Here is a 22,090-nt window from a genome sequence, read left to right as displayed (position 1 = left end):
CCCAATCGGTGCCTCGGAGCGTTCGCACCTGGCGAGGCGCTCCCCGCCGAGAGGACCCCGGTCATGGCGACCACTACCCGTACGCGCTCTGCCGAGACTGCTTTGACCAGCGCGGAGAAGGCGTTCGAGATGCTGACCTGCGAACCGGCTCCGCTGGTGTTCGACGCCCGGCCTGTGCCGGGCCTGCCGAACATGACGATGCCGTTGGACCGGCTGCGCACCCTGGTGATGTGCGAGGAGTACGACAGCGACACCACCGACGTCTTGTGGCGGCAGCTCGCCCGGCACGCCCGTGAGTGGGGGCCGGCCTGGGTCGTCGGCGCGATCGGTGTCGCGTTGCCGGCACTGACCCACTTCGCCGCGAGGATCAGCTACGGGCGGCCCCGTCTCGCCGACGATGTCGACTCCGAAGTCCTGGCCGGGTTCCTGGCCGCGTTGCGGACTACGGATCTCGACCGGCCGCGGTTGTGGCTGCGGATGTGCTGGGCGGCTTGGCGTGCCGGGGCCACCGTTATCAAGGGCGACGAGGGCGAGGAACTTCCGCCGGATCTGTCCAGCGGTTCCCGTACCCCGCGCATGCCCTACGGGCACCCGGACCTGTTGCTCGGGCGGGCCGCCGCCGCGGGCCTGATCACTGACGAGGCCGCGGAGCTGATCAGCGCGACCCGCTTCGGGGACGCGCTGATCGAGCAGCTCGCCGCCGAGCAAGGCATACCGGCCACCGCCTTGCGGATGCGACGCCGTCGCGCCGAACGAGTCGTCGCGGCCGCGGTCATCCGAGGCGACCTCTCCGGCTCGTTCCGTTCCCCTACCGGCGTCGCCGAGGCTGCCTGAGAGATCTGGCTGTCGTCACACGAAAGGCCGCACCCGGCGTTCCCGCCGGGTGCGGCCTTTTCGTGTTTCACGACCCTCGTGTCCGGCCGGGGTCGCCGGCGCGGTGAAGTCGTGACCGATCTTGTCAGGGCGTGACAGGAGATCGCCGAGTTCGATCGGCCTGACAGCGCGGATCTGGGCGGTGCATGTCATCCACGGCATGCCCGCCCGGTGAGGACCATCCCGGCGGCGAGGCTCGACGGTCCGGCATGGCTGGCGCGGCGCACTGACACCGCAACCCTTCGCGACACGCAAGGGAGGAGCGCCCCCACCGGACCGATCTTCGCCCTGGTCCTCACCGCGGCGGCCCGCAGAACTCCTGTGGAGCGCCGCGATGCACACCAGTCTCACCGTTCTGTCCCGTCTCGCCGCGCATGCTGCCGTGCAGCCGCTCGCGGCCCCGAAGTCCATTCCCGATGTCATCGACGGCATCACCGGCTGGATCATGGGCATCATCGCGGTCGTCGCGACGATGTTCCTGGCCCTCGGCGGCTTGCGGTACATGGCCGCCGGCGGCGATCCCGCCCAGGTCGAGCAGGCCAAAGGCAACTTCAAGTCCGCGCTGATCGGCTACGCTCTCGCCTTTTTGGCCCCGGTCATCTTGCAGGTTCTGCAGGGCATCATCGGGGCGAAGTAGTCATGACGGGCTGGCTGATGGACGGCCTGGTCACCTGGCTCGCTGAGCAGGTCGTCGACCTGCTCAGCGGGCTGATGGCCCTGCTGGCCGCCACGTTGTTCACCTCGCCGGACGTCACCGTCCTGCCGCAGGTCACGTCGATCGCCGGCAAGAGCGCACTGGTCGTCGACGCCTGCTTCGTCCTGGCCATCCTCGCCGTCGGCATCGCGACGATGACCGGCGATTCGGTCCAGATGCGGTACGGCGTCAAGGAGCTGGTTCCGCGTCTGGCGGTCGGGTTCGTGCTGTCCGCGTTCTCCGTGCCGCTGACCGGTCAGCTCATCACTGTCGCCAACGCGTTGACGGTCTCGATGACCGGCACCACAGCGCCCACCACCGAGACGGTCGCCTTCGTGAAGACCCGCGTCGCCGCCGCGATGGACAACAACGCAAATACGCTGCTGATCGCCATCATCGCGCTGCTGATCGTCGTGCTGATGGCCATGCTCATCGGGAGCTGGTTCGTCCGCGTCGGTGTCCTGGTGGTCCTGGCCGGGATCGCCCCGGTGGCGTTGGCCTGCTACGCCACGCCGTGGTCGCAGGGTGTCGCTGACGTGTGGTGGCGGTCGCTGCTGGGCTGCCTGGTCACACCGGCGATCCAGGCCGTCGCGTTCACCGGCGGCATTGACATGGTGATCAACCCGGACGCGAACCTGCCGGTCGTCCTGGGCGTGCCCGCCTCGGACACGTTCAACCTGGTGCTCGTCGTCGTGATGCTCTGGCTCACGATCAAAATCCCGGCGCTGGTCGGCCGGTACGTGACACGTAAGGGCTCACCGAACGCCGGTGGCCTCGTGCTGCGGGCCATCGTCGTGCAGGGCATCACCCGCCGCATCCCGCTGCTGGGGGGTGTGCGATGACCAACGACGACACCACGCCACGCACCGTGGTTCCGGCGAACGTCAACGAGCCGGACCGCATCGCGTTCGGGCTGACCTTCCGGCAGCTCGCCATCATCGGCGGTGCGGGCCTGGCCGGGTTCGGCTGCTACCGCACCTTCGGCCCGATACTGCCCCCGGCTGCTTGGATCGCCGCCGGGATCGTCGGCTTCGCCGTCGCGGTGGTCGTAGCGATCGGCCGCCGCGACGGACTTCCGCTGGACGTGTGGCTCAAGCACGGCTTCGCGTTGTCGCGCAGCCCGCGCGCCCTCGCCCCGGGCACGGCGCGGGCGAGCTCGGTCGCCGTGGTGGCCGGCAAGCCGAGCATCCCGGCTCCGTTGCGCTCGCCGGTGACGAGCATCAGCCCGGCGGGGGTGCTCACCAGCGAAGGCACCGCGAAGGTGCTGATCGCGTGCGGCACCACGAACATCCACCTGCGCACCGGCGGCGAGCAGGCCGGCCTGCTGGACGGGTTCGGCCGGTTCCTCAACTGCTTGACCGGACCGGCGCAGCTGCTCGTGGCCGCGCAACGGCATGACCTGAGCGTGTACGCGCAGGCGACCGCCGACTTCGCGCCGCGCCTGCCGCATCCGGCGCTGGCGTCCGCCGCCGACGACTACGCCGGATTCCTGCTCGATCTGGACGCCGAGCGGGATCCGCTGCGGCGCCAGGTCCTCGCGGTCGTCACCGGCGAGCACGCGGCCGACACCGCGGTGCGCGCTCTGTCCGGCCTCGGCGTCGAAGCCGCCGCGCTGGACGGGCCGGCCGTCACCTCGGCCCTAGCGAGCGCCGTCGACCCCTTCTGTCCTCCCGCGCCCGGCCCCCGTGCGGTGCCCGGCGCCTCGATCACCTTACGGAGCACCCCGTGAGCCTGCTGAAGACGAAGAAGAACGTCGCGGCCGGGGCGGACATGCCGTCCCCGGCCGCACTGTCGGTCACCTCGGCGCACGTCCGCGTCGGGGATGGCTACGCCGCCACGTACGTCGTGTGCGGCTACCCCGCCGAGGTCGGCCCCGCGTGGTTGGACCCATTGCTGTCCTACCCCGGCCGTGTCGACGTCGCCGTCCACATCACTCCGGTGGCGCCGCAACTGGCCGCGCCGATGCTCAAACGCCAGCGCGCCCGCCTCGAATCAAGCCGTCGCCTGGACGCCGATCAGGGCCGCCTCGGCGATCCGATGACCGATGCGGCAGCCGCCGACGCCGCCGACCTCGCCGAACGGGTGGCCCGCGGCGCGGCCAAGCTGTTCGAGACCGGCATCTACGTCACCATCCACGCCCGCGACCTGGACGAGCTGAACACGATCACCGCCGGGGTGAAGTCAGCCGCCGCCAGTGTGTTGCTGGATCTGCAACCGGCCACCTTCCGCCACCAGCAGGGCTGGATCTCCACCCTGCCGGTCGGGGTGGACCCGCTGCGGATGCGCCGCATCCTGGACACCACCGCCCTGGCGGCGGCGTTCCCGCTCGCCTCGGCGGACCTCGCCGCCCCGGCCCCCGGCACGGTGGCCGCCCCGGACGGCGTGCTCTACGGGCTGAACACCACCAGCAACGGCGTCCTGCTGTGGAACCGGTGGGCGCAGGACAACCACAACAGCGTGGTCCTGGCCCGCTCCGGCGCGGGCAAGAGCTACTTCGTCAAATTGGAAGTCCTGCGCAACCTGTACCAGGGCACGCAGGTGTCGGTCATCGACCCGGAGGACGAGTACACCCCGCTCGCCGCGCACGTGGGCGGCACGGTCGTGCAACTCGGCGTACCCGGCGTCCGGGTCAACCCGCTCGATCTGCCCGCCGACGACCGGCCCGACACGCTCACCCGGCGCGGCCTGTTCCTGCACACGCTGATCTCGGTGATGCTCAGCGCGACCCCGCCGCCGGCCGAACGAGCCGCCCTGGACCGGGCGATCACCGCCACGTACAGCAAGGCTGGGATCAACGCCGACCCGGCCACCTGGAGCAGGTCCGCGCCGCTGCTGCGTGACCTCGCCGCGACGCTGGCCGACGACAGCGATCCGGCCGCCGCGCAGCTCGCCGCCCGGCTCGCGCCGTGGACGGTCGGGAACTTCTCCAGACTCTTCGACGGCCCGACCACTGCGGCCCAGGGCGGGCATCTCGTGGTCTGGTCGCTGCGGCATCTACCGGACGAGCTGCGCACGGTCGGCACGTTGCTCGCGCTGGACGCGATCTGGTCGAGCATCGACGCTCCAGCCACCGCCGGGCGCCGACGGCGGCAATTCGTCGTCGTCGACGAAGCCTGGCTGCTGATGCGCGACGGCGAAGGCGCACGGTTCCTGTTCCGCATGTCCAAGGCAGCCCGCAAACGGCTCGCCGGGCTTTGCGTGATCACCCAGGACGCCGCCGACGTCCTGTCGACCGATCTCGGCCTGGCTGTGGTCTCCAACGCCGCGACGCAGGTCCTGATGCGCCAGTCCACCCAGTCCATCGATGCGGTCACCGAGGCATTCGGCCTCACGGCTGGGGAAGCCCGGATGCTGCTCGCAGCCTCGCGCGGAGAGGGCCTTCTGGTCGCGGGCCGATCGCGAGTCCCCTTTCGCAGCGTGGGGTCGGCCGCCGAACACAAGATCGCCGTGACCGGTATCGGCGAGGTGGGCGCGTGATCACCGCGCCGGCCTGGCCCGCCGGTCTCGCACTTGCGGTGATCGCCCGGCCGTGGCTCGGGCTGGTGGCCGCCGCGTTGGTCGTGGCCGCCGTGTTCGGTCACGAGCAGGTGCTCGACTGGCGGCACCGCCGGTTCGTCACCGGCGCGCGTTGGGTGACGATCGCCGCGCCGCCGGAGGTCACCGCCGAATCCGCGGCCGCGTTCTGGACCACCCTGGTCGGGGTCCTCACGCCGTCGGTGTGGCGCCGCCGCGTCTACGGCTACCCGCACGTTGGGTGGGAGTACACGTGGACCGGCCGCGCCCTGGCGATCCGGGTGTGGGTGCCCGGCACCGTGCCGCCCGGCGCGGTCGAGGCCGCCGTCCGCGCGGCCTGGCCCGCCGCCACCCTCACCGTCGAGGACGCGGGCGCACCGATCCCGGCCGAGGTGGGTGAGCAGGCGGGCGGGGCGCACTGGCCGCAGCACGCCGACGTGTTGCCGCTGCGCGTCGAACACGACGCGGACCCGTTGCGGGCGCTGCTGTCGGCCGGGGCCGAGGTCTGGCACCGCGAGTACGCCTGCGTCCAGGTCCTCGCCCGGCCCGCGTCCGCTCGCCGCGTGCGGGCTGCCCGCCGCTCGGCCACCTCGACCAACCACCCGCACGGGCGTCCCGATCCGGCGACCCGCGCCGCCGCCGGCGCGGCCCGGCTCGCGATCGAACCGCTGCTGTGGTTGCTCGAGGTATTCCTTCCCGGCCCCTCCCGCTCGACCACGACGACCCGCGCGGCCTCCCGGCCGGAGGTCCGGGATCCGGTCGCCGGGGCCGAGGCGCGCATGGTGGTCGAGAAGGCCGTGCGGGTGCCGCATTTCGAGATCGCGATCAGGTTCGCGGTCGCCGCGCAGCCGGACAAGAACCCGCCGACAGCGGAACGGGCCGAGGAGGTCCGGCGGCGGTTGATCGGGCTCGGGCACACGATCGCCTCGGCCGCCGCGGCATATACCGGCCCGAACCGGCTGCGCCGGATGAAGATGCCGCGCCCGGTCGCCACCCTCGCCGCGCGGCGGCTACGGCGCGGGTTCCTGGCCACCGTGCCGGAGCTCGCGGCGCTCGCCGCCCTGCCGCAGGACCTGGCGGTGCCGGGCTTGGATCGGGCTCGGGCCAAGGCGGTGCCGGCGCCGGTGCAGGTCCCCGGTGGCGGCCGGGGCGTGAAGATGCTGGGCCGCTCGCAGGTCGGGCATCACAAGGTCGGGCTCAAGGTGGTCGACGGGCGGCAGCACATGCACATCGTCGGCAAGACCGGCGTCGGCAAGTCGACCCTGCTGCTGAATTTGATCCTCGGCGACATCAAGGCCGGACGCGGGACCGTGGTGATCGACCCGCGCGGGGACCTGATCAACGACATCCTCGACCGGCTCCCGGCCACTCATGCCAGCCGCATCCACATCATCGACCCGGACCAGGAGAACCCGGCGTGTTTCAACCCCCTCGACGACCAGGGCGACGCCCATTTGGCGGTGGACAACCTGGTCGGGATCTTCGCGAAGATCTTTCAGGGGCAGTGGGGGCCGCGCATGGACGACACCATGCGCGTCGCCTGTTTGACCCTGATGCGGCACGCCAAGCCGACGCTGAGCCTGGTGCCGTCGCTGCTGCAGGACCGGCAGTTCCGGGGCCGGTTCACCCATGGCCTCGACGACCCGGACGGGCTCGGTGGGTTCTGGCTCTGGTACGACGGCATCAACGAGCAGTTCCGCGGCCAGGTCATCGCGCCCGTCCTGGCAAGGTTGAGGGCGTTCCTGCTGCGGGATTTCGTCAAGAGCGTGATCGGCAACGCCCACAGCTCGTTCGATATGGGCAAGATCCTCGACGGCGCAGTGCTGCTGTGCCGGCTGCCGAAAGGGCAGCTCGGTGAGGAGACCAGCCGGATCCTCGGCTCGCTGATCGTCGCTCGGGTGTGGCAGGCCGCCATCGCCCGCGCCGCAACCCCTGAGGACCAGCGCAAGGACGCCACGCTGTACGTGGACGAGGTGCAGAACTTCCTCACGCTGCCGGGCTCCGTCGGCGACATGCTGGCCGAGGCACGCGGATACCGGCTCGGGCTGGTGATGGCCCACCAGGACCTCGCTCAGCTGCCGAAGGACGTCGCCGCGGCGATCAGCGCGAACGCCCGCACCAAGGCGATCTTCAACGTCGACCCGGCCGATGCACGGGAGCTGTCACGGCACACCAAACCCGAGGTGGACGAGCACGACCTCGCTCATCTCGACGTGTTCACCGCCGCGGCCCGGGTGCTGGTGGACAACCGGGAACTGCTGGCGTTCACCTTCATCACCAACCCGCCGCCGGAACCCGACGGGGAACCCACCGCGATCCGGCAGGCGTGCGCCGCCGCGAACAACCGCGCCGGGCAAGAGCCGCCGATGCAGCAGCTCGCTCGCACGACGATGAAGCGGCGCATGGCCGACCGGAACCGCTGACAACCCGGCGCGTCCGGGGGCTCGCCTGGGTGCGGCATCGGGGGCTCGTCTGGGGATGTCGGCGACACGAGACCCCAGACGAGTCCCCTTCCCGTTGCCTGTCAGGTGTCTGAGCTGGGCAAATACGCCCGATGGCCGTCCCATTTTCAAGATCTACACGTCCAGACTCCCTACAGGGTGTCCTTCTCCCACCGGGGGTGACGTCTATGCCGCTATCGCGCACGGCCAGCCTGCTGGCCATCTATCCCCACATCACCAGCCGTGACCGGCTCCTGCTCCAGCTCCTGGACGACCACCAGGTCCTGACCACCGGCCAGATCCACCGCATGCTGTTCGCCGCGCGGCGCACTTGCCAGCTCCGCCTCAACGAGCTGGCCGCATTGGGCCTGATCGAGCGGTTCCGGTTTCCCCGCGACGGCGGCGGAAGTCAGCCCTGGCACTGGACGCTCGGCCACCACGGGCGCCGCTTCCAGGCCGCCGCCCACGAGCGGCTCGAGCCCACCGCCCGAGCCAGCAACCAGACCGTGCAGCGCCTGTCGGCGAACCCGCACCTGACCCACCTTGTGCTGACCAACGAGTTCTTCGTCCGCCTGGCCGAGCACGCCCGCTGGCACGGCGAAGCCCGCCTCGACCGGTGGTGGTCCGAGCACGTCACCCACGAACAGTTCCGGACCATCACCGCCGACGGGCACGGCCTGTGGAGCGCCGGCGGCGCCACGGTCGGCTTCTTTCTGGAGACCGACACCGGCAGCGAAGCCCTCGGCAGCCGGGTCGTGGCCAAGCTCGCCAAGTACGCGACGTTCATCCGGGAAACCGGTGCCCGGTATCCGGTGCTGTTCTGGCTCGGCAGCGAGCAACGCGAGGAGCACCTGCACCGGCTGCTGCCCGGCCAGCACACGAGCGTCCCGGTCGCCACCGCCGGCCACGCCGCCGATCCCGCCGGCCGCGTCTGGCTCCCGCGCGGCTGCAGCAGCCGGGTGGAGCTGGCCGAGCTGCCCAGCGACCACGGCCAGCCCGTGGCGGCAAACCCGAACTACGACGACGGCGTCTTTCTTCTCTGACAACCCCTGACGGCGCCCCCGGCCGGACCTGTCATCCCAGGTCGCGGGCATGATCGCGAATCCTGACAGAGGCGGTGCTGTCAGGTCACGAAGCTACGGTGCGGCTTCCTCCTTCTTTTGTTCGCACCGCCGCCCGTCTCGACCCGCCTTGCGGGACTGCCCGCGCCCGGCCCAGCTCACCTGAAGCCCACCGTTTCCGGTCGGCTCGTGATCTGCGCCTCGCGCATCTCTTCGGCAGTTTCCCGCTGGTCCAGACGCCGCGATCCGGTGGCACCACTCCGGCACCACCAAACCCCACCCCGCTTCTGTGAAGGGAGCACCGCCATGCCCACGTCCGCCCCGCTGACCGACCACGTCGTCACCGTCTGCTTCAACCCCAGCTCCGATGCCGACTGGTTCGCCGCCAGCGAGAAGGTCCAGGACCTGATGAGCGCCGACGGCACCCCGGCCCGCCGGTTCCGCGTGCGGCACCGCAAGTTCATCGGCTGGCTGACCCGGTTCCTCGGGTACCACCTGCTCGACGCCGCTCGCCGGTTCGGCGCCATCACCCTCGCGGCCGGAGGCCGCAAGAGCCGACTCGACCTGTCCGGCATGTCGCAGATCGCCGCGAACGAGGCCATCGCCCGCTGGCGCGCCTGGAACATGCACATCAACGCCACGACGCGGCCCGCCCGGCTCTGGGAGGACTTCCTCGCCCAGCACCACGCCGACCCGAACAAGGTCAGCCTGGCCGAGGCCCGCCGCCGCTTCGAGCAGCAGCCCCGGGTCCTCGCGATGCTCGCGTACAACGGGGGCCACGTTTTCGACCCGTACGAGCTGTCGCTCTACCAGGCCGGCGAGGCCACCTACTCGGGCCTCTACTGGCGAGTCGCCCTCGTCGGCGACGCGCTGATCACCACTGACGGACGCATCATGCGGCCCGCCACCGACACGACAGCGGACCGGCTCCGCTTCCTCAACGAGGCATGCATGTACCTGCGCACCCTCCACAACCACGCACGGCTGTGCGCCGTCGCCATCGCCTGACCCACCCCGAATCCCCGCACCTCGAAGGCCGGCCGCAGCCCCGCTGCGACCGGCCTTCGGCGTGCCCGGACCACGCGAAAGGGAGAGTCCGTGATGTACCTCGACCTGGTGGAGAGGTGGATCCTCCGAACCACCGCCCGGACCCTCGATCAGCACGCAGCCGACCCCGTCCCAGCCGCCGCCGCGTTCCCCGCCTCAGCCGATCAGCTACGCCTCGCCCGCGAGGTGCTGCTGACGGCGGTGGACCAGTTCCGGACCCTGCTCATCAACGGCGACGACCTGACCGGCTCGCCCACGATGCTGGCCAGCACGCTCAGCGAGATCAGCGGCCACATCAGCGAGTACGAGAGCGCCCGCATTCACCTCGACACGCTCATCACCGATCCCGACCGCACCGCATACGTCGCCACGAACCCCGTGCAGCCGGTCCGGCGGCGCTACGTCAACCCCGGTGACACCTTCCTGATCGTGCTGCCACACCACGAGTACCTGAGTCAGCAGCACATCGCCGGGCGAGCGGTGAAGGCACAGATCAACACGGCCGACGTCGAACTCGACCCGGCCGAATACCCCGGCCCGGTCCGCCTCGCCCACGGCATCGCGGGGATCTACCGCGACCGCGTCGAGGACCGCCTCTACCACCTGCGCCCGTCCGGCCAGCGCAGGATCTCGCGCCGCTGACCCCAGCGCCTTCCTTGCCGAGCGATCTCGCATCCCCCACGCGATGCCTTCAGGCGCCCCTGTTTCGCGTGCCGCCGCCGGGCCGCACGCGGCTTTGAGAACCACAGTCCAGCACCGCTCGGTGCTGGGCTCCACTCCCTTATTCCCGAGGAGGGAAACCCCATGGAATTCCAGTCCCTGACGCCTGCGACGCAGGCCGTCCTCAAGGCCCTGGTCGAACTCGGCCAGGGCAACGTCCACGAGCTGACCGAGAGGTCGGGCAAGGCCCGCTCCACCACCGACAAGGCCATCCGGACCCTGGCCGAGGCCGGTGTGATCGTCGAGGTCGACCTCGGCGCGGACCCGGCCGAGGGCACGCCCGCCCGCTGGACCCTGTCTGACGACGCCAAGGCCGCGCTCGACTCGGCCGACCTCAGCGACGAGAACGCCGCCGGCCCGGACGAGATCGACGACGAGCCGGACTCTGACCCGGCCGACGAGGCGGCCACGGGCGACAGCACCAGCCAGGCCCCGGAAACCGGTGACGCCGATGACGAGACCACCGGCGAGCAGGCCCCGTCCGACGCCGACGAGAACGACCGCGACGACGACGGCGACCAGGACGACGAGGAGGGCACGGACGGCCCGGTCAGGGGCGGGCCGCGTACGGTCGTCGCACCGCCCCGTCCTGGCGATCGCAAGGTCATGGCCATCAAGGGTGTGCTGGCCGAGTTCGGCGACGACGGCGCGACCGTCGACGAGATCGTCGCTGAGAGCGGCATCAGCCATCCCACCACCGTTCGCCTGCTCGACGCGATGCAGCAGGCCGACGCCGCCCGTCGCCTGCCGCCCAAGACGGGCCAGCCGCAGCGGTGGATCGCCGGGCCCACCAAGGCCAGCGAGGTCGACCCGAACCCGGAGCCGCCGCGCTGCGCCCTGTGCTTCCAGGTCATCCGGGGCGTCACGATCACCCCGGCGGCCGTGGCGGCCGTGCAGAGCCGGATCCGCCCGGACGGAACCCTGCACATCGTCGGCCCGGACGACGAGGTCCACGCCGTGAAACTGCCGACCCAGCTGCCCCCGCGCATGCTGAACAACGCCCCGAGCACCGTCGGGAACCGCGCCGACGCGACCGGCAACGCCGACGGCAACCAGCCCTTCGGCAAAGGCGAACTGGAGAAGCTGACCATCGCGGAGCTGGCCGCCAACCCCGGCCAGCCGATGACCCCGCCAGAGATCGCCCGCAGGATCAGCGCGAAGCTCGGCGGCCGCAACGTGAGCCCTGGCGCGGTGCGCAACAACTGCACCAAGGCCGCCGCCGCGGGCCACCTCCTGTTGACCTCCGAAACGCCGCTCACCGTCGTCTTCCCAAAGCCCGTCGTGAACGACGACACCGCCGACGGCGAACCAGACGCCGAACAGCCCGCCACCGACAACGACAACGGCGACGGCGACGGCGACGGCGACGGCATGAACGGCGCGAACGACGACCAGGCCGAGCAGACCGACAACGACCAGGACAACAGCGACACCCAGCAGTCCTGACCGATTCCCCTCCTCGCGGGGCCGAGCGCATGGCGCTCGGCCCCGCATCCCGTTTGACGACAGGAGCAACATCGATGACCGACTTCCCGAAGCCGGTTCCGGCGCCCCGGCCGAGCGACACGAAGTCGTCGGCAGCGCCGGGCAACAGCACGCGCCGACAGGCGACGGCCCGCGGCAGCCGTACGACGAGCTCGACAACGAGTCGGCGCAGATCATGCGCGCCGTGCCCGACCAGGGACCGTCGCGCCGGAGCAGCTCGCCGTGCGCACCGGGCTCCCGCTGCGCATAGTGCTGCGGCGGCTGCCCGTGCTAGAGCTGGCGGACCTGGTGCACCGCCGCGACGACGGCGTGGCCCTAGTGAAGACCGACGGGCAGGTCGATGCGGCGTTGTCGGACCTGGTCAGCGCATACTGCGCCGCCAACCCCGACCAGCCGCTGAAACCGTACGAGATCGCCCAGGGCATCACGGCAGCGACGGGACGTCACCTCGGCACCGCCGCCGTCCTCACCTGCTGCCTGCTGCTGGTCTCCAACGGCCGCCTCAGCCAGGTCGCCGAAGCGCCGTTCGCGTTCGCCTTCCCGACGGCCGCCGCGCCGGCCGACGAAGACGGAACCCCCCAGTCCTAACCGTCCACACCTCCCCATTGCAGCGCCGAGCGTCTGCTCGGCCCTGCGCCTGTTTCCGAGAGGAGAACCCCAGTGCCACACGAACTCGAGCGATTCGCCGACGGTACGACCGCGTTCGCCAGCGCCCGCCTGTCGGCCTGGCACCGGCTGGGCACTGTCACCCAGGACACCATGAAGGCCGAAGAGATCATGGCCGCCGCCAAGCTCGGCGACTGGGGCGTACGGACCATCCGCACGGTCGGCATCGACATCGTCGACGGCGTCGAGGTGCAAATCCCGGCCGACGACAAGCAGATGACCGTGCGCCGCAACCCGGTCACCGGGGCCACGGAGTATCTGGGCATCGTCGGCACCGACTACACCGTGGTCCAGAACGAGCAGTGCGCCGAGATGCTCGACCAGCTGGTGGACCAGGTCGGCGGCGCCCACTTCGAAACAGCCGGCAGCCTCCGGCGCGGTAAAAGCGTCTTCGTCACGCTCAAACTGCCCGACGCCATGGAGATCGCCGGAGTCGATCGGATGGACCTGTATCTGATCGGCACGACCAGTCACGACGGCACCGCCGCGCTACGGGTGGACGCCAGCCCGATCCGGGTCGTGTGCGCCAACACCCAGCGGGCCGCGTTCGAGCACGCCGTCGGGCACTACACCTTCCGGCACACCTCAAACGTCTGTTCCCAGATCAGCCAGGCCCGCGAGGCGCTGGGCCTGATGTTCAAGTACATCGACACCTTCGAGCAAGCCGCCGAGCGGATGCTCAACGAGGCGCTGACCATGCGCGAGTTCGAGCAGATCGTCGGCCAGGTGTGGCCGGTCAAGGACAACGCCTCCGAGACCACCCAGCGCAACGCCAAGCAGCGGCTCGGCACCCTGAAGTACCTGATTACCGAGGCCGACACCCAGAAGGCCATCAAGGGCAGCCGGTGGGCCGGATACCAGGCCATCACCGAATACCTGGACCACTACCAGCCCGCCAAGAACGAGATCGCGCGCGCCCACCGCGTGCTGACCGGCACCACCGGCGATCTCAAGCTCGTCGTCTTCGACCTGCTGAAGATCTGACCACCGCCACCCCACCACCTGCCCGGGGCATGTTGACCCCGCGCGGGTTCAACATGCCCCGGCTCGTACCCCGAGAGGAGACGAGCCGATGATCGCGATAATCCCTCACCTTTTGCACCCCCGCGACCCGCGCCAGTCGGTCTGCGGGCTCCCCGCCGACGAGGTCAGTCGGTGGGACAACGAAAACTCGCCCCGCGCCCACACCTGCGAGGACTGCCTCACCCAGTACGAGGAGGCGGCCCGGCCCGACGACGCCAACCACCCGATCGGCGACCCGACCCTCATCGACACGTTGCGGCGCATCGTCGCCGAGCGACAATACGCCAAGATCGACGGGGTCCTGGTCGACGTCTGGTCCGCAAGCGTCACCGTCCTGATCTGGGACCAGCTGCGCGAGAACAAACGGCAACGCCTACTCGCGTTGCCGTCACACGAGCTGATCCTGCGGTGCATCCGCATCTACGCCTCCCTCATCGATCAGGGAGGCAAGTGATGGCCGACCGGCAGCCGCAGTGGTTCCACTTCGGGCCGTGGGTCTTCGACATCGATGCCGCGCTGGCGCTGATCGCGGCCACACCCCGCGAGACCCAGCAACTCGACGTCCCGGCGTGGGCCACCGCGTACAGCCTCCATCACCTCGACAACCCGCAGCGCCTGGCGGTCAGTCTCATCGGCCCCACCCCCGACGCCGTCGACCGGCTCTACGCGATGAGCACCGACCTGACCAACCCGGTGATCCTCGGCCTCGTCCGCGTCGGGGACGGGCCACCGGCGGGGCTGCTGATCGACGGCGTGCACCGGCTCTACCACGCCTGGCGCAAGGGCACACCGCACCTGCCGGCCTACGTGCTCACCGCCGAGGAAACCCAAGCCGTCCAGCACAACAAGCTGCTCGACCCCGGCGGCACCAGCCTCATCAGCCCCGCCTCCCGATCCCCTCACAACCCACATCGACGTTCGCACGGAGCCACGATGACCCACCTGATGCCCTGGCAGCGTCCCTGCAACTGCCGCTGCCCCGTGCACGCCAACGGGACCCGCCTCACCTACGACGAGCCCGACTGCGCCTGCACCATCACCTGCGTCACCCAGCCCATCACGCTGCTCGCCGACCGCTGGGGCTGCGCGCTGTTCCTCGACCAGAACGGCGGTCTCTGGCAGGTCCCGGCCCTGCCCGGCGGCACCTGGGACTGGGAAACGCCGGAGATATCGACACCCGGCACGACTTCTACCACGCGAGCGTGGTGCTCGAGAGCCGGTTGCGGGAGCTCGTTCACCTGGTCACGAACCGCGAAGACTTCAACCTCTAAACCCGCAAATCCAAGGTGGGCCGCCCGCGTGGGCGGCCCACTGGCCTTTTGTGCTTCACGACCCCTTGGGAGACAGCCATGTACCAAACGCCTCGGCCCGCCTACGACCTCGCCTGTGACTGCAACTGCCCCATTCACGCGGCCTGCTGCGGTCGGTCTACAACGCGCCGGGTTGCCGGTGCCTGACCAGCTGCGCCAGCCAGCCCATGACCGTGCTCGCCCCGCAGATCAACAGCGCGCTGTTCCTCGACGCCCACCACGTGCTCTGGTTCGTGCCCGCCTTGCAGCCGGGGCACTGGGACTCGCGCTACGCGACCCCGTCACCGACGGCCACCCGCTGGCCGACGCCGACGCCCTCGTCACCAAGTTGCTGTCCGAGGCGGACGCCCGGCTACGCGTGGTCACGCACTACCTCTGACCACTCCTCGAACGCCTTCCCTCGGCCGGCCACACACCCGCACGCAGACCGGCCCTCTCTTGTCTCCACCGAAAGGCCATCGCCTATGACCAAGGCCATCGTCACCATCGTCATCCTCGCCTGCCTCGGACTGCCCATGCTGCTGCTGTCCGCCATCATGGGCGGCAGCTCCGGAGCGTGCACGGTCGCCACCATGCCGAGCACCGACGCTTCCGGGCAACCGGCAGACACCGGGAAATGGGACGCCGACCAAATCGACATCGCCGCGACCATCATCCAGCTCGGCGTCACCAAAGGCGTCGGCAGCTGGGGGCAGACCATCGCCCTCGCAGTCGCCATGCAGGAATCCCGACTAACGAACCTGCCCTACCTCGGGGCCGACAACGACACCAACTCCATCGGCGTTTTCCAGCAGCGCCCGAACCAGGGATGGGGAACCGCCGAGCAATTGACGGATCCCGCGTACCAGGCGGGCAAGTTCTACGACAAGCTCAAAACCATCTCCGGATGGCAGACAATGCCACTCACCGAGGCGGCCCAGGCGGTCCAAGTGAGCGCCTATCCTGACGCGTACACGAAGTGGACCAACGACGCCATCGCCCTAGTTGATCAATACGGGGCCGGTGAGATCGCCCTCGACTGCTCCGCGATGCCATTCGGTAATGCCGAACCGGCGCCGCGCAACTCCGACGGCTCCTGGCCCGCGGAGACCTGCTCCACCATCCCGGACCCGACCACCGGAACCGGCTGTCTGACCCCCCGCACGCTGCATCTCGTCCAGCAGGCCACCGCCGCCGGCTGGCCGAAACCCGGCTGTTTCCGCCTCGACGACCACGGCGAACATCCGAACGGGCGCGCCTGCGACTTCATGATGACCTCCGGCGGCGAGGCGTCCGGGGCGCAGAAGGCCAGAGGGGATGCGATGGCGGCCTGGGCGTTCGCCAACGCCGACCGCTTGGGCATCATGTACGTCATCTGGTTCCGCATGATTTGGACACCAGAGAAAGGTTGGCACGCCTACAACAATCCATACGGCGGCAACGACCCCTCTGGCTGGCACACCAACCACGTTCACATCAGCATGTGCTAGAACCGACAACGTTCCGGTGCGCGGATTTGCCGACGAGAGTGCGTCAGAGAAACTACATCGAACGCGGCAGAGGGTCCATCCAGAGAATCCGGATGGGCGCAACAAAGCAATCGGATCAGGCGTTTAGCCAGTCCCGGCCCGGTATTGCGAGACGCCGCGCGTTCATCAACACTCGCGTAGAGGTACGACGGTTGCTAAGCTTCGCCATGGCGCTGCGCAGATTGGGCTGGGCGGGCCTGATTGGTTTGGCGTTAAGCCACCGAAGCGCTTGCAGGTTGGTTGCGAAACGGCCCGAGATCCTGACGACATTGACCAGTTCGGCTTGCTCTCCACCTTACGGCTCTAAAGCTACAGCGAGAGACGGAAGTCTTCTATCTTCTGGCGGAGGACCAACGACGGATCGTCGCCATGGATGGCATTGTCGAGCATCTGTTCCGTGTCGTCATCGTCGAGGACGATTAGCATCTTGCTGTAGAGCACCCACTGCTCTCGGCGTGTATAAAGCCCTGCACGATCGCTTCCGCGACGAGTCATGATGACACCGAACAATCCAGTGCCGCGTCGAGACATATAGTTTGATATCTGGAGCACGTGAGCCTTTCCGGCCGGGCCGACTAGATTTTTCGCATCTACGACGATGTAGTCGGCGTGATAGTGGCTGCGCATGAACGCCCAGAATCCATCAGTGGCATAATTTGGGACTACGAAGTCGCGGCGATTTACGCCGGACTCGTTTGCGCTTTCGCTGATGGGTCGGGAAAGATCAGGGAGGAATAAGCACTCCCAAATCTCCATGCATATCTTCTGGTACTCCGACCAAGTTGGTTTGCCCGGCTTGATACTCGCGTAGCGTTCGAGGAGCTTCCTGCACTGGCCAGCCCTGTCGGTTGGTTCTCGGGGTGGACGCAGAACTGGCCCTTCTTCAACGGCGTGGATTAGCCAATTTTTGTCCCAAACATCGAATCCGATGCCCGTGATAACTTCGCGCTTATCGTCGGATAGAACTCCAGGGATCGCCAGAATGAAGTGCATTGCGCGCCCGGGATACGCCTCCATTGCTGCCTGCCGATAGTTGACCAACTGAGCGGTAACGTCGTGGAGGCGACTTCCGGTTAGGGGAGTTTCGCGCTTCACTTCAATAACGTAGACTTCATTGCTGTAGTGCATGATTAGGTCGGGGCGAAGGCGTCCATCTTTCAAGGAGCCCTCATGGATGATAGCGTCGGGATACTGGCTGATGAGTAACGTCTTAAGAAAGATGATGAACTCAACTTCCGTGCGCCACTCATGCTTGTCGAGATCAACCACAGAAATTGAGCCTCTCGCCATGTCAATCCTGGACCTTCGCAGCTAGGAGTGTAGGCCAGCCCGGCGGTAGGTCGGCGTCCGCTCATCCTTGATCCGCGCAATAGCGCCTACGCGGCCAGCAGCAGAACGCAGCTGTCGTGGTGGGTGCGGTAGTTCGTCCACGGACTCGCGAAGAATCATTGATCGCTGGGAGTAGCACCGTCACTCGTTCGGTCTGCCGGGAGCGCCGTTGAGGGCGGTTCGGCCACGATCCAGTTCGGTCGTGCAGTGAGTGTTAACGCATTGATGCGCCTGCTGAGTCGTCGTAGTACATCGGGACTGCAGGAGATCGATAGCCGACCGCGCCGCGCTGTTGGCTATCGTTGGCATCGCAGTGCGGCCGGGCCACGGACGGGTTCCCGACCGCGATGTGACACTGTCGGCAGCCAAGGGAACCCAGTGCGCGAAGAGAGACGTGTGGCGGTGTTCATTTCGTGACCACGGAACCGGACCTGATCGACCGACCGGTCAGTTTCGCCTACAACTACCGCATGCGTTGCGGCTGTGGCGGCGTGGAGGACCTGAGCGCGGTCGACTACGAAGCCGAGATTAACGATGCTCACATACCGTGCTCGCGCTGCGGAGGAAGTATCCACTTCGGTCGGGGCGTTGCCGCGTTGCGCGATCTCAACGATCCCGCGCTGGAGAACGAACAGCTCAGTCGGTTGGCGTGGTATCACACGAGCACGTCGCCGGATTGGCCTTCGCTGACCAACGAGGAACAGCAACGGGAACGGCTACGCGACTTCCGCCTCGTCACCGACGAACAGATCGCCAGGCTTTCCGACCTCGCACTGCACGTCGGCACATACGAGGCTGCGATCGAGAACGTGCTGCGTCGGATGAAGTACCAGAACGACCGCGACTCCCGGTTCTTCCTGTACCGGGTGGCACTCAACCTCGACCCAACCCAGGTCGAGACCGACTACCGGGACGAAAACGAGCAGCGCGCGGCCCGTTTGACCAACGCCGAGCTCCGCGACGAGGGCCTGCACGCGGTCCGCTACCTCAACGTCTACGAGTCGCCCGGGTCGTTGTCATTGGCGGTGACCGCCGGTGCAATCGCCGCGGTGCAGATGGTCGACCTCGACGGACACGGCCTGGTGCCCGATCACGATGCTGAGCTGACCGAGCGGCTCGGCAGCTTCCAACGCGACCTCGATGCGGACCGGCAGCGGCCCCTGCCTCCGCCCCGGGAACCGATCTTGGCCCTGGAACAGCTGCAGCGTCGCGCCGCGCCCCGGCGCGGACGGGCCGCCGACTCTGGCCGGTCAACAGGACCGGAGTTTTACAGGCTGTGGGAATCGATCGACTCGGTCCTGGCCGAGCGCTATCTCGTGGGGGTCAACGCTATCGTGGCTCGGGAGTTCCGCGACGCCGTCCGGCCACAGCGACGGGATGACGACGGTGCTGTGCGCGCGTACGCCGATTTCTACGCCACCCGCGCGTTCGCGCTGACACATCCATCTGCACTGATCGCCGACCTGGCATCGCGACCCGCGGCAGCCCTCCGGGCGCGACCAGCTGAGATCGACAGGTGAAGTCGCCCGGTCGCGGATCTGAGCTTCCCTGCTTTTGACGGAGCGGGCCTGGCGTCGGTGTTCAGCCCGTGGCGTATTCGATGGCTGGCAACGCGTCCTCCAGGTGACGGAAGAGCGTTGCGCCCTTGGTTACTTTGCTGCTTGCGCGTTGCAGGTAGCTGGTCATTTTGCGTTCGCCGACCACGATGTCGGCGTAGGCGCCGGCGCAGCACAGGTACAGGGTGTCGTTGAGGTCGTTGGCCGCCCATTTATCGTCGGCGTTGGAAACTCGAAGGTGGAGCAGTTCCCGGAACCGGCCGAGCATCGGTGCCGCCGCGATGTCGTTCTCGGCCTGGTCCTGGCACCAGTCTCGGAACTCCTCGGTGGTCAGCCCGGCGGCCAGGGCTACGCCGGCCAGGTCGGTCTGGATATCGGACAGAAATCGCACGCCAGTTATCTGCCGCAGCTGTCGACGGGCTTTCGGGTTGCCTCGTACGTGCAGAGCGAGGTCGTGGAACGAGGTGGCCCACTGGCGTGCCTTACGGAGGCCGTCGTCAGACATCAGTCGCTCGGTGTCGACGAAGGTGTCCACGATCGCGGCTGTCCAGCTCAGCCGTTGGACCAGGCCCTGGAGGTCGGCCGGCAAGTCATCGACGGCGGCCGGCGATGGCTCGGTGCCGGGCCGCGGGGCGTCGCTGAACAGCGCGCCCGGTTCGAGCGTGAACACCTCGCCCTTGCCCAGGCATTCCGGCGCGCCGCCGAACATGCGCTCGAGTTCCGATCTCTGCACGTACAGTGGGCTGCGCATCTGCCAGCCTTTGGAGAGTTTCATCATGACCTGGGCGACCTCGGTGCGTTGCCGGTCAGCTTTCTTGGCGATCTCCACCAGATGCGCTGAGGAGATCGGGAGCAGGATCTGCTCGTGCATCGCGAGCTCGGTGATCCGTCGGCAGGTCCTGCGGCGTTCGTCGGAGAGCGTGGTCGAGCCAATAGAGAACCGGGCCATGTCGATCCAGTGGTTCTGGTCCAGATAGACGACCGGACGGTCCACCGGTGTGCGGACCGTGCCGATCGACATCGTCAGCTCGGCGCCGCCGTGCAGGGTGGCCTGAAGGTTTGAGGTCCGCACGTCGAAGGTCATTTCGCGGATCCAGGTGGGGGCGTCGAGTGGGGCGATGGCGCCGTGCTCGGATCGCCCGTCAGTGAACCGGATTTCGACCGCGCCGGTGGCTGGCTCGTGCCGCATGGCGGCGATGGGGAAGAGAGGATGGCCAGGGTCGAGTCCGAGCGGATGCTGCTGACGCATCCGGACATCGGATCACACGAAGCGCCGCATGGTGGAAAGATTTCGGCGAGGCTTGTTCCCCCGGACGGACCCCGCACGGACTGATGCCGTCTACAGCCGATCGGTTCCCGCCGTCGGCGGACACCCGCCAGGTCGCTGTCGGCCAACTCCGGTATCGACCACGCAGGGCGATGTACGCACACCCTCGGATGCGTACGGATCTGCCGACGACAGTGCATCCGATCATTCGATTGGACGCTCCGGAAGTCGGGGACTTAGGCACATTTCCCTTGGCGATCGTGTGCGGTGAGCGCAATCCCAATGCCGGCCTCGCTAAGCTCGTCCGGAGTGCCCATCACGGCTTAATGCTCCGTTCGTTCGATTGGAGTGAGAACGCCGACCAGATGCACAAACTCCGCCGGATGCACTACTCGGCGCAAGTCGCACGACTGGTCGAGACGAGGGCCTGTTGAGGCAAGAGAGACTTCATCCTCAGAGGATGGGCTCTCGATATTCAGGTTGAGGCTGGACCTGAAACCTCAATCGAGGTTTCAGGCCGCTGGTCGCACGTTATTTCTGGGGTCCCCGGCCTCTGGCGCGGATGAGCGCGATGATCGCGGCGGCTAGGGAAAGCAGATCGACTGCAGTTTGGGCGACGGTGATCCAGTCGTGGGTGTCCATGGTGTCTCCCGCTCGACGTAGGCGGGGTGGCCGGCCAGGCCCCTGTGATGCGCTTGAAACGAATGTCCCAGCCGACGCGGGAGTCCGGCATCAGTTCCGGAGCAGACCGGAGTAGACCGACCTGCTCCCGACGGCAACGTGAGGTTGACTCTCTTGGTGTGCCACGGTATAGCGTGGTCAGATGCCTTCCGGCAACGAGACACCGGGATCCGACCCACTCCAGAACGTCCAGACGTTGGCTGAATTGGCCGTGGCGTTGAACGCTCTTCGTCAGCCTCACACTTACAGGACGCTGACCAAGGGTGTACCGAAGAGCACCCTCAGCGACATGTTGCGCGGAAGATCTGTGCCGAGCCGCGAGACGTTGATCGCGTTCTTGGGAGCATGCGGTCTGGACGCCGATGGGCAGAAGCCGTGGCTCCAGGCGTGGGAGCGGGCCAGCACATCATCCCTTCCCAAGCCCATCAAAGCGCTGAGAGTGCGAGACGCTAACCCTCGGCTCCTCGGGGTGCACGCGTCGATCCAGGTAGGTCCGTATGCGGAGTCACTGCCGACCTACGTGCCCCGAGACTTCGATGTCGACCTGCAAACGGCGATCAAAGCCGCGGCGGGACGAGGTGGGTTTGTGCTCGTAGTTGGTGGCTCGTCAGTGGGAAAGAGTAGGGCACTATTCGAAGCCATTCGAGCGGTGTTGCCCGAGTGGTGGTTGGCTCAGCCAGCCGATGTTCAGGCCGTCGCTGAGATTGCCGACTCGCCGACACCGCGGACGGTGGTGTGGTTGGACGAGCTGCAGCGGTATCTCAACCAGCCCGCTGGACTTCCGGTTGGGTAACTGATCAGGTCGGTCGTTTGGGGCCGGTTTGATCTTGGTGGGGTTGTTGGGCAAGATGTCCGGGTGCCTGACGTGCCGTCCATCGTGGAGTTGCTGGAGCGGCTTGTCGCGTTGGAGAAGGCC

At 68.1% G+C, this 22,090-nt stretch carries 18 protein-coding genes and 1 pseudogene; 16 read left to right on the top strand and 3 right to left on the bottom strand.

The features are described from left to right. Positions 1-63: 63 nt before the first annotated feature. The 15 genes and pseudogenes from ACFQS1_RS37115 (at position 64) to ACFQS1_RS37045 (ending at position 16,302) form a co-directional block, all read left to right on the top strand. Complete coding sequence (locus tag ACFQS1_RS37115; RefSeq protein ID WP_378977103.1) at positions 64-834, top strand: hypothetical protein; 771 nt, start codon at positions 64-66, stop codon at positions 832-834. 373 nt (positions 835-1,207) lie between these two features. After that, positions 1,208-1,510 (top strand): pilin, encoded by a 303-nt coding sequence (locus ACFQS1_RS37110; protein WP_378977101.1) that lies wholly within the window; start codon positions 1,208-1,210, stop codon positions 1,508-1,510. Positions 1,511-1,512: 2 nt separating this feature from the next. After that, positions 1,513-2,409 carry a conjugal transfer protein TrbL family protein gene (locus ACFQS1_RS37105; RefSeq protein WP_378977099.1) on the top strand — a complete coding sequence of 299 codons (897 nt, stop codon included), beginning with the start codon at positions 1,513-1,515 and terminating at the stop codon, positions 2,407-2,409. Further along, positions 2,406-3,296 (top strand): PrgI family protein, encoded by an 891-nt coding sequence (locus tag ACFQS1_RS37100; RefSeq protein ID WP_378977097.1) that lies wholly within the window; start codon positions 2,406-2,408, stop codon positions 3,294-3,296. Before ACFQS1_RS37105 ends, ACFQS1_RS37100 begins: the two co-directional genes overlap by 4 nt. 41 nt (positions 3,297-3,337) lie before the next feature. After that, entirely contained in the window at positions 3,338-5,044 is a 1,707-nt protein-coding gene (locus ACFQS1_RS37095) for a VirB4 family type IV secretion system protein (RefSeq protein ID WP_378977141.1), read from the top strand. Continuing rightward, positions 5,041-7,503, top strand: coding sequence for a type IV secretory system conjugative DNA transfer family protein (locus ACFQS1_RS37090; RefSeq protein WP_378977095.1), 2,463 nt, complete (start codon positions 5,041-5,043; stop codon positions 7,501-7,503). Before ACFQS1_RS37095 ends, ACFQS1_RS37090 begins: the two co-directional genes overlap by 4 nt. A 206-nt stretch (positions 7,504-7,709) precedes the next feature. Beyond that, complete coding sequence (locus ACFQS1_RS37085; protein ID WP_378977093.1) at positions 7,710-8,564, top strand: replication-relaxation family protein; 855 nt, start codon at positions 7,710-7,712, stop codon at positions 8,562-8,564. Between the two features lie 324 nt (positions 8,565-8,888). Then, a complete protein-coding gene (locus tag ACFQS1_RS37080) occupies positions 8,889-9,590 on the top strand; it encodes a hypothetical protein (protein ID WP_378977091.1) in 702 nt (233 codons plus the stop codon). 93 nt (positions 9,591-9,683) lie between these two features. Then, positions 9,684-10,271, top strand: a complete 588-nt coding sequence (locus ACFQS1_RS37075) for a hypothetical protein (protein WP_378977139.1) — start codon at positions 9,684-9,686, stop codon at positions 10,269-10,271. 162 nt (positions 10,272-10,433) lie between these two features. Continuing rightward, positions 10,434-11,795: a MarR family transcriptional regulator gene (locus tag ACFQS1_RS37070; protein ID WP_378977089.1), complete on the top strand. Its 1,362-nt coding sequence runs from the start codon at positions 10,434-10,436 to the stop codon at positions 11,793-11,795. Positions 11,796-12,041: 246 nt separating this feature from the next. Next, positions 12,042-12,422, top strand: a pseudogene (locus ACFQS1_RS37065) (hypothetical protein); the annotation flags it as partial. A gap of 72 nt (positions 12,423-12,494) precedes the next feature. Continuing rightward, a complete protein-coding gene (locus ACFQS1_RS37060) occupies positions 12,495-13,484 on the top strand; it encodes a DUF932 domain-containing protein (RefSeq protein ID WP_378977085.1) in 990 nt (329 codons plus the stop codon). A gap of 88 nt (positions 13,485-13,572) precedes the next feature. Continuing rightward, on the top strand, positions 13,573-13,977 hold the full coding sequence (locus ACFQS1_RS37055) for a hypothetical protein (RefSeq protein WP_378977083.1): 405 nt from the start codon (positions 13,573-13,575) through the stop codon (positions 13,975-13,977). Next, positions 13,977-15,212: a hypothetical protein gene (locus ACFQS1_RS37050; protein ID WP_378977081.1), complete on the top strand. Its 1,236-nt coding sequence runs from the start codon at positions 13,977-13,979 to the stop codon at positions 15,210-15,212. The genes ACFQS1_RS37055 and ACFQS1_RS37050 overlap by 1 nt, the downstream gene beginning before the upstream one ends. 85 nt (positions 15,213-15,297) lie before the next feature. After that, positions 15,298-16,302, top strand: coding sequence for a VldE C-terminal domain-containing protein (locus tag ACFQS1_RS37045; RefSeq protein ID WP_378977079.1), 1,005 nt, complete (start codon positions 15,298-15,300; stop codon positions 16,300-16,302). 348 nt (positions 16,303-16,650) lie between these two features. On the opposite strand, the gene ACFQS1_RS37040 is transcribed toward ACFQS1_RS37045, so the two are convergent. Continuing rightward, positions 16,651-17,610: a hypothetical protein gene (locus tag ACFQS1_RS37040; protein ID WP_378977077.1), complete on the bottom strand. Its 960-nt coding sequence runs from the start codon at positions 17,608-17,610 to the stop codon at positions 16,651-16,653. A 473-nt stretch (positions 17,611-18,083) separates the two neighbouring features. On the opposite strand from ACFQS1_RS37040, the gene ACFQS1_RS37035 reads away from it, so the two are divergent. Further along, positions 18,084-19,190 carry a hypothetical protein gene (locus tag ACFQS1_RS37035; RefSeq protein WP_378977075.1) on the top strand — a complete coding sequence of 369 codons (1,107 nt, stop codon included), beginning with the start codon at positions 18,084-18,086 and terminating at the stop codon, positions 19,188-19,190. A 61-nt stretch (positions 19,191-19,251) separates the two neighbouring features. Here ACFQS1_RS37035 and ACFQS1_RS37030 read toward each other — a convergent pair whose 3' ends face one another. Together ACFQS1_RS37030 and ACFQS1_RS37025 are read right to left on the bottom strand one after the other, a co-directional pair. Continuing rightward, the gene (locus tag ACFQS1_RS37030; protein ID WP_378977073.1) at positions 19,252-20,475 is read right to left on the bottom strand and encodes a hypothetical protein; all 1,224 of its coding nucleotides are present in this window, start codon (positions 20,473-20,475) and stop codon (positions 19,252-19,254) included. A gap of 1,327 nt (positions 20,476-21,802) precedes the next feature. Beyond that, a partial coding sequence (locus ACFQS1_RS37025) for a hypothetical protein (protein ID WP_378977071.1) occupies positions 21,803-22,090 on the bottom strand: 288 nt, incomplete at its 5' end.

This window comes from Paractinoplanes rhizophilus, assembly GCF_042664765.1.
GTDB classification, from domain to species: Bacteria; Actinomycetota; Actinomycetes; order Mycobacteriales; family Micromonosporaceae; genus Actinoplanes; species Actinoplanes rhizophilus.
This window is presented reverse-complemented; position numbering and strand designations above follow the sequence as displayed.

Excerpts from the sequence above, each read along its gene's own strand:
- ACFQS1_RS37115 (WP_378977103.1), top strand. The coding sequence starts at position 64 with ATGGCGACCACTACCCGTACGCGCTCTGCCGAGACTGCTTTGACCAGC.
- ACFQS1_RS37110 (WP_378977101.1), top strand. The coding sequence starts at position 1,208 with ATGCACACCAGTCTCACCGTTCTGTCCCGTCTCGCCGCGCATGCTGCC.
- ACFQS1_RS37105 (WP_378977099.1), top strand. The coding sequence starts at position 1,513 with ATGACGGGCTGGCTGATGGACGGCCTGGTCACCTGGCTCGCTGAGCAG.
- ACFQS1_RS37100 (WP_378977097.1), top strand. The coding sequence starts at position 2,406 with ATGACCAACGACGACACCACGCCACGCACCGTGGTTCCGGCGAACGTC.
- ACFQS1_RS37095 (WP_378977141.1), top strand. The coding sequence starts at position 3,338 with ATGCCGTCCCCGGCCGCACTGTCGGTCACCTCGGCGCACGTCCGCGTC.
- ACFQS1_RS37085 (WP_378977093.1), top strand. The coding sequence starts at position 7,710 with ATGCCGCTATCGCGCACGGCCAGCCTGCTGGCCATCTATCCCCACATC.
- ACFQS1_RS37080 (WP_378977091.1), top strand. The coding sequence starts at position 8,889 with ATGCCCACGTCCGCCCCGCTGACCGACCACGTCGTCACCGTCTGCTTC.
- ACFQS1_RS37075 (WP_378977139.1), top strand. The coding sequence starts at position 9,684 with ATGTACCTCGACCTGGTGGAGAGGTGGATCCTCCGAACCACCGCCCGG.
- ACFQS1_RS37070 (WP_378977089.1), top strand. The coding sequence starts at position 10,434 with ATGGAATTCCAGTCCCTGACGCCTGCGACGCAGGCCGTCCTCAAGGCC.
- ACFQS1_RS37055 (WP_378977083.1), top strand. The coding sequence starts at position 13,573 with ATGATCGCGATAATCCCTCACCTTTTGCACCCCCGCGACCCGCGCCAG.
- ACFQS1_RS37050 (WP_378977081.1), top strand. The coding sequence starts at position 13,977 with ATGGCCGACCGGCAGCCGCAGTGGTTCCACTTCGGGCCGTGGGTCTTC.
- ACFQS1_RS37045 (WP_378977079.1), top strand. The coding sequence starts at position 15,298 with ATGACCAAGGCCATCGTCACCATCGTCATCCTCGCCTGCCTCGGACTG.
- ACFQS1_RS37030 (WP_378977073.1), bottom strand. The coding sequence starts at position 20,475 with ATGCGTCAGCAGCATCCGCTCGGACTCGACCCTGGCCATCCTCTCTTC.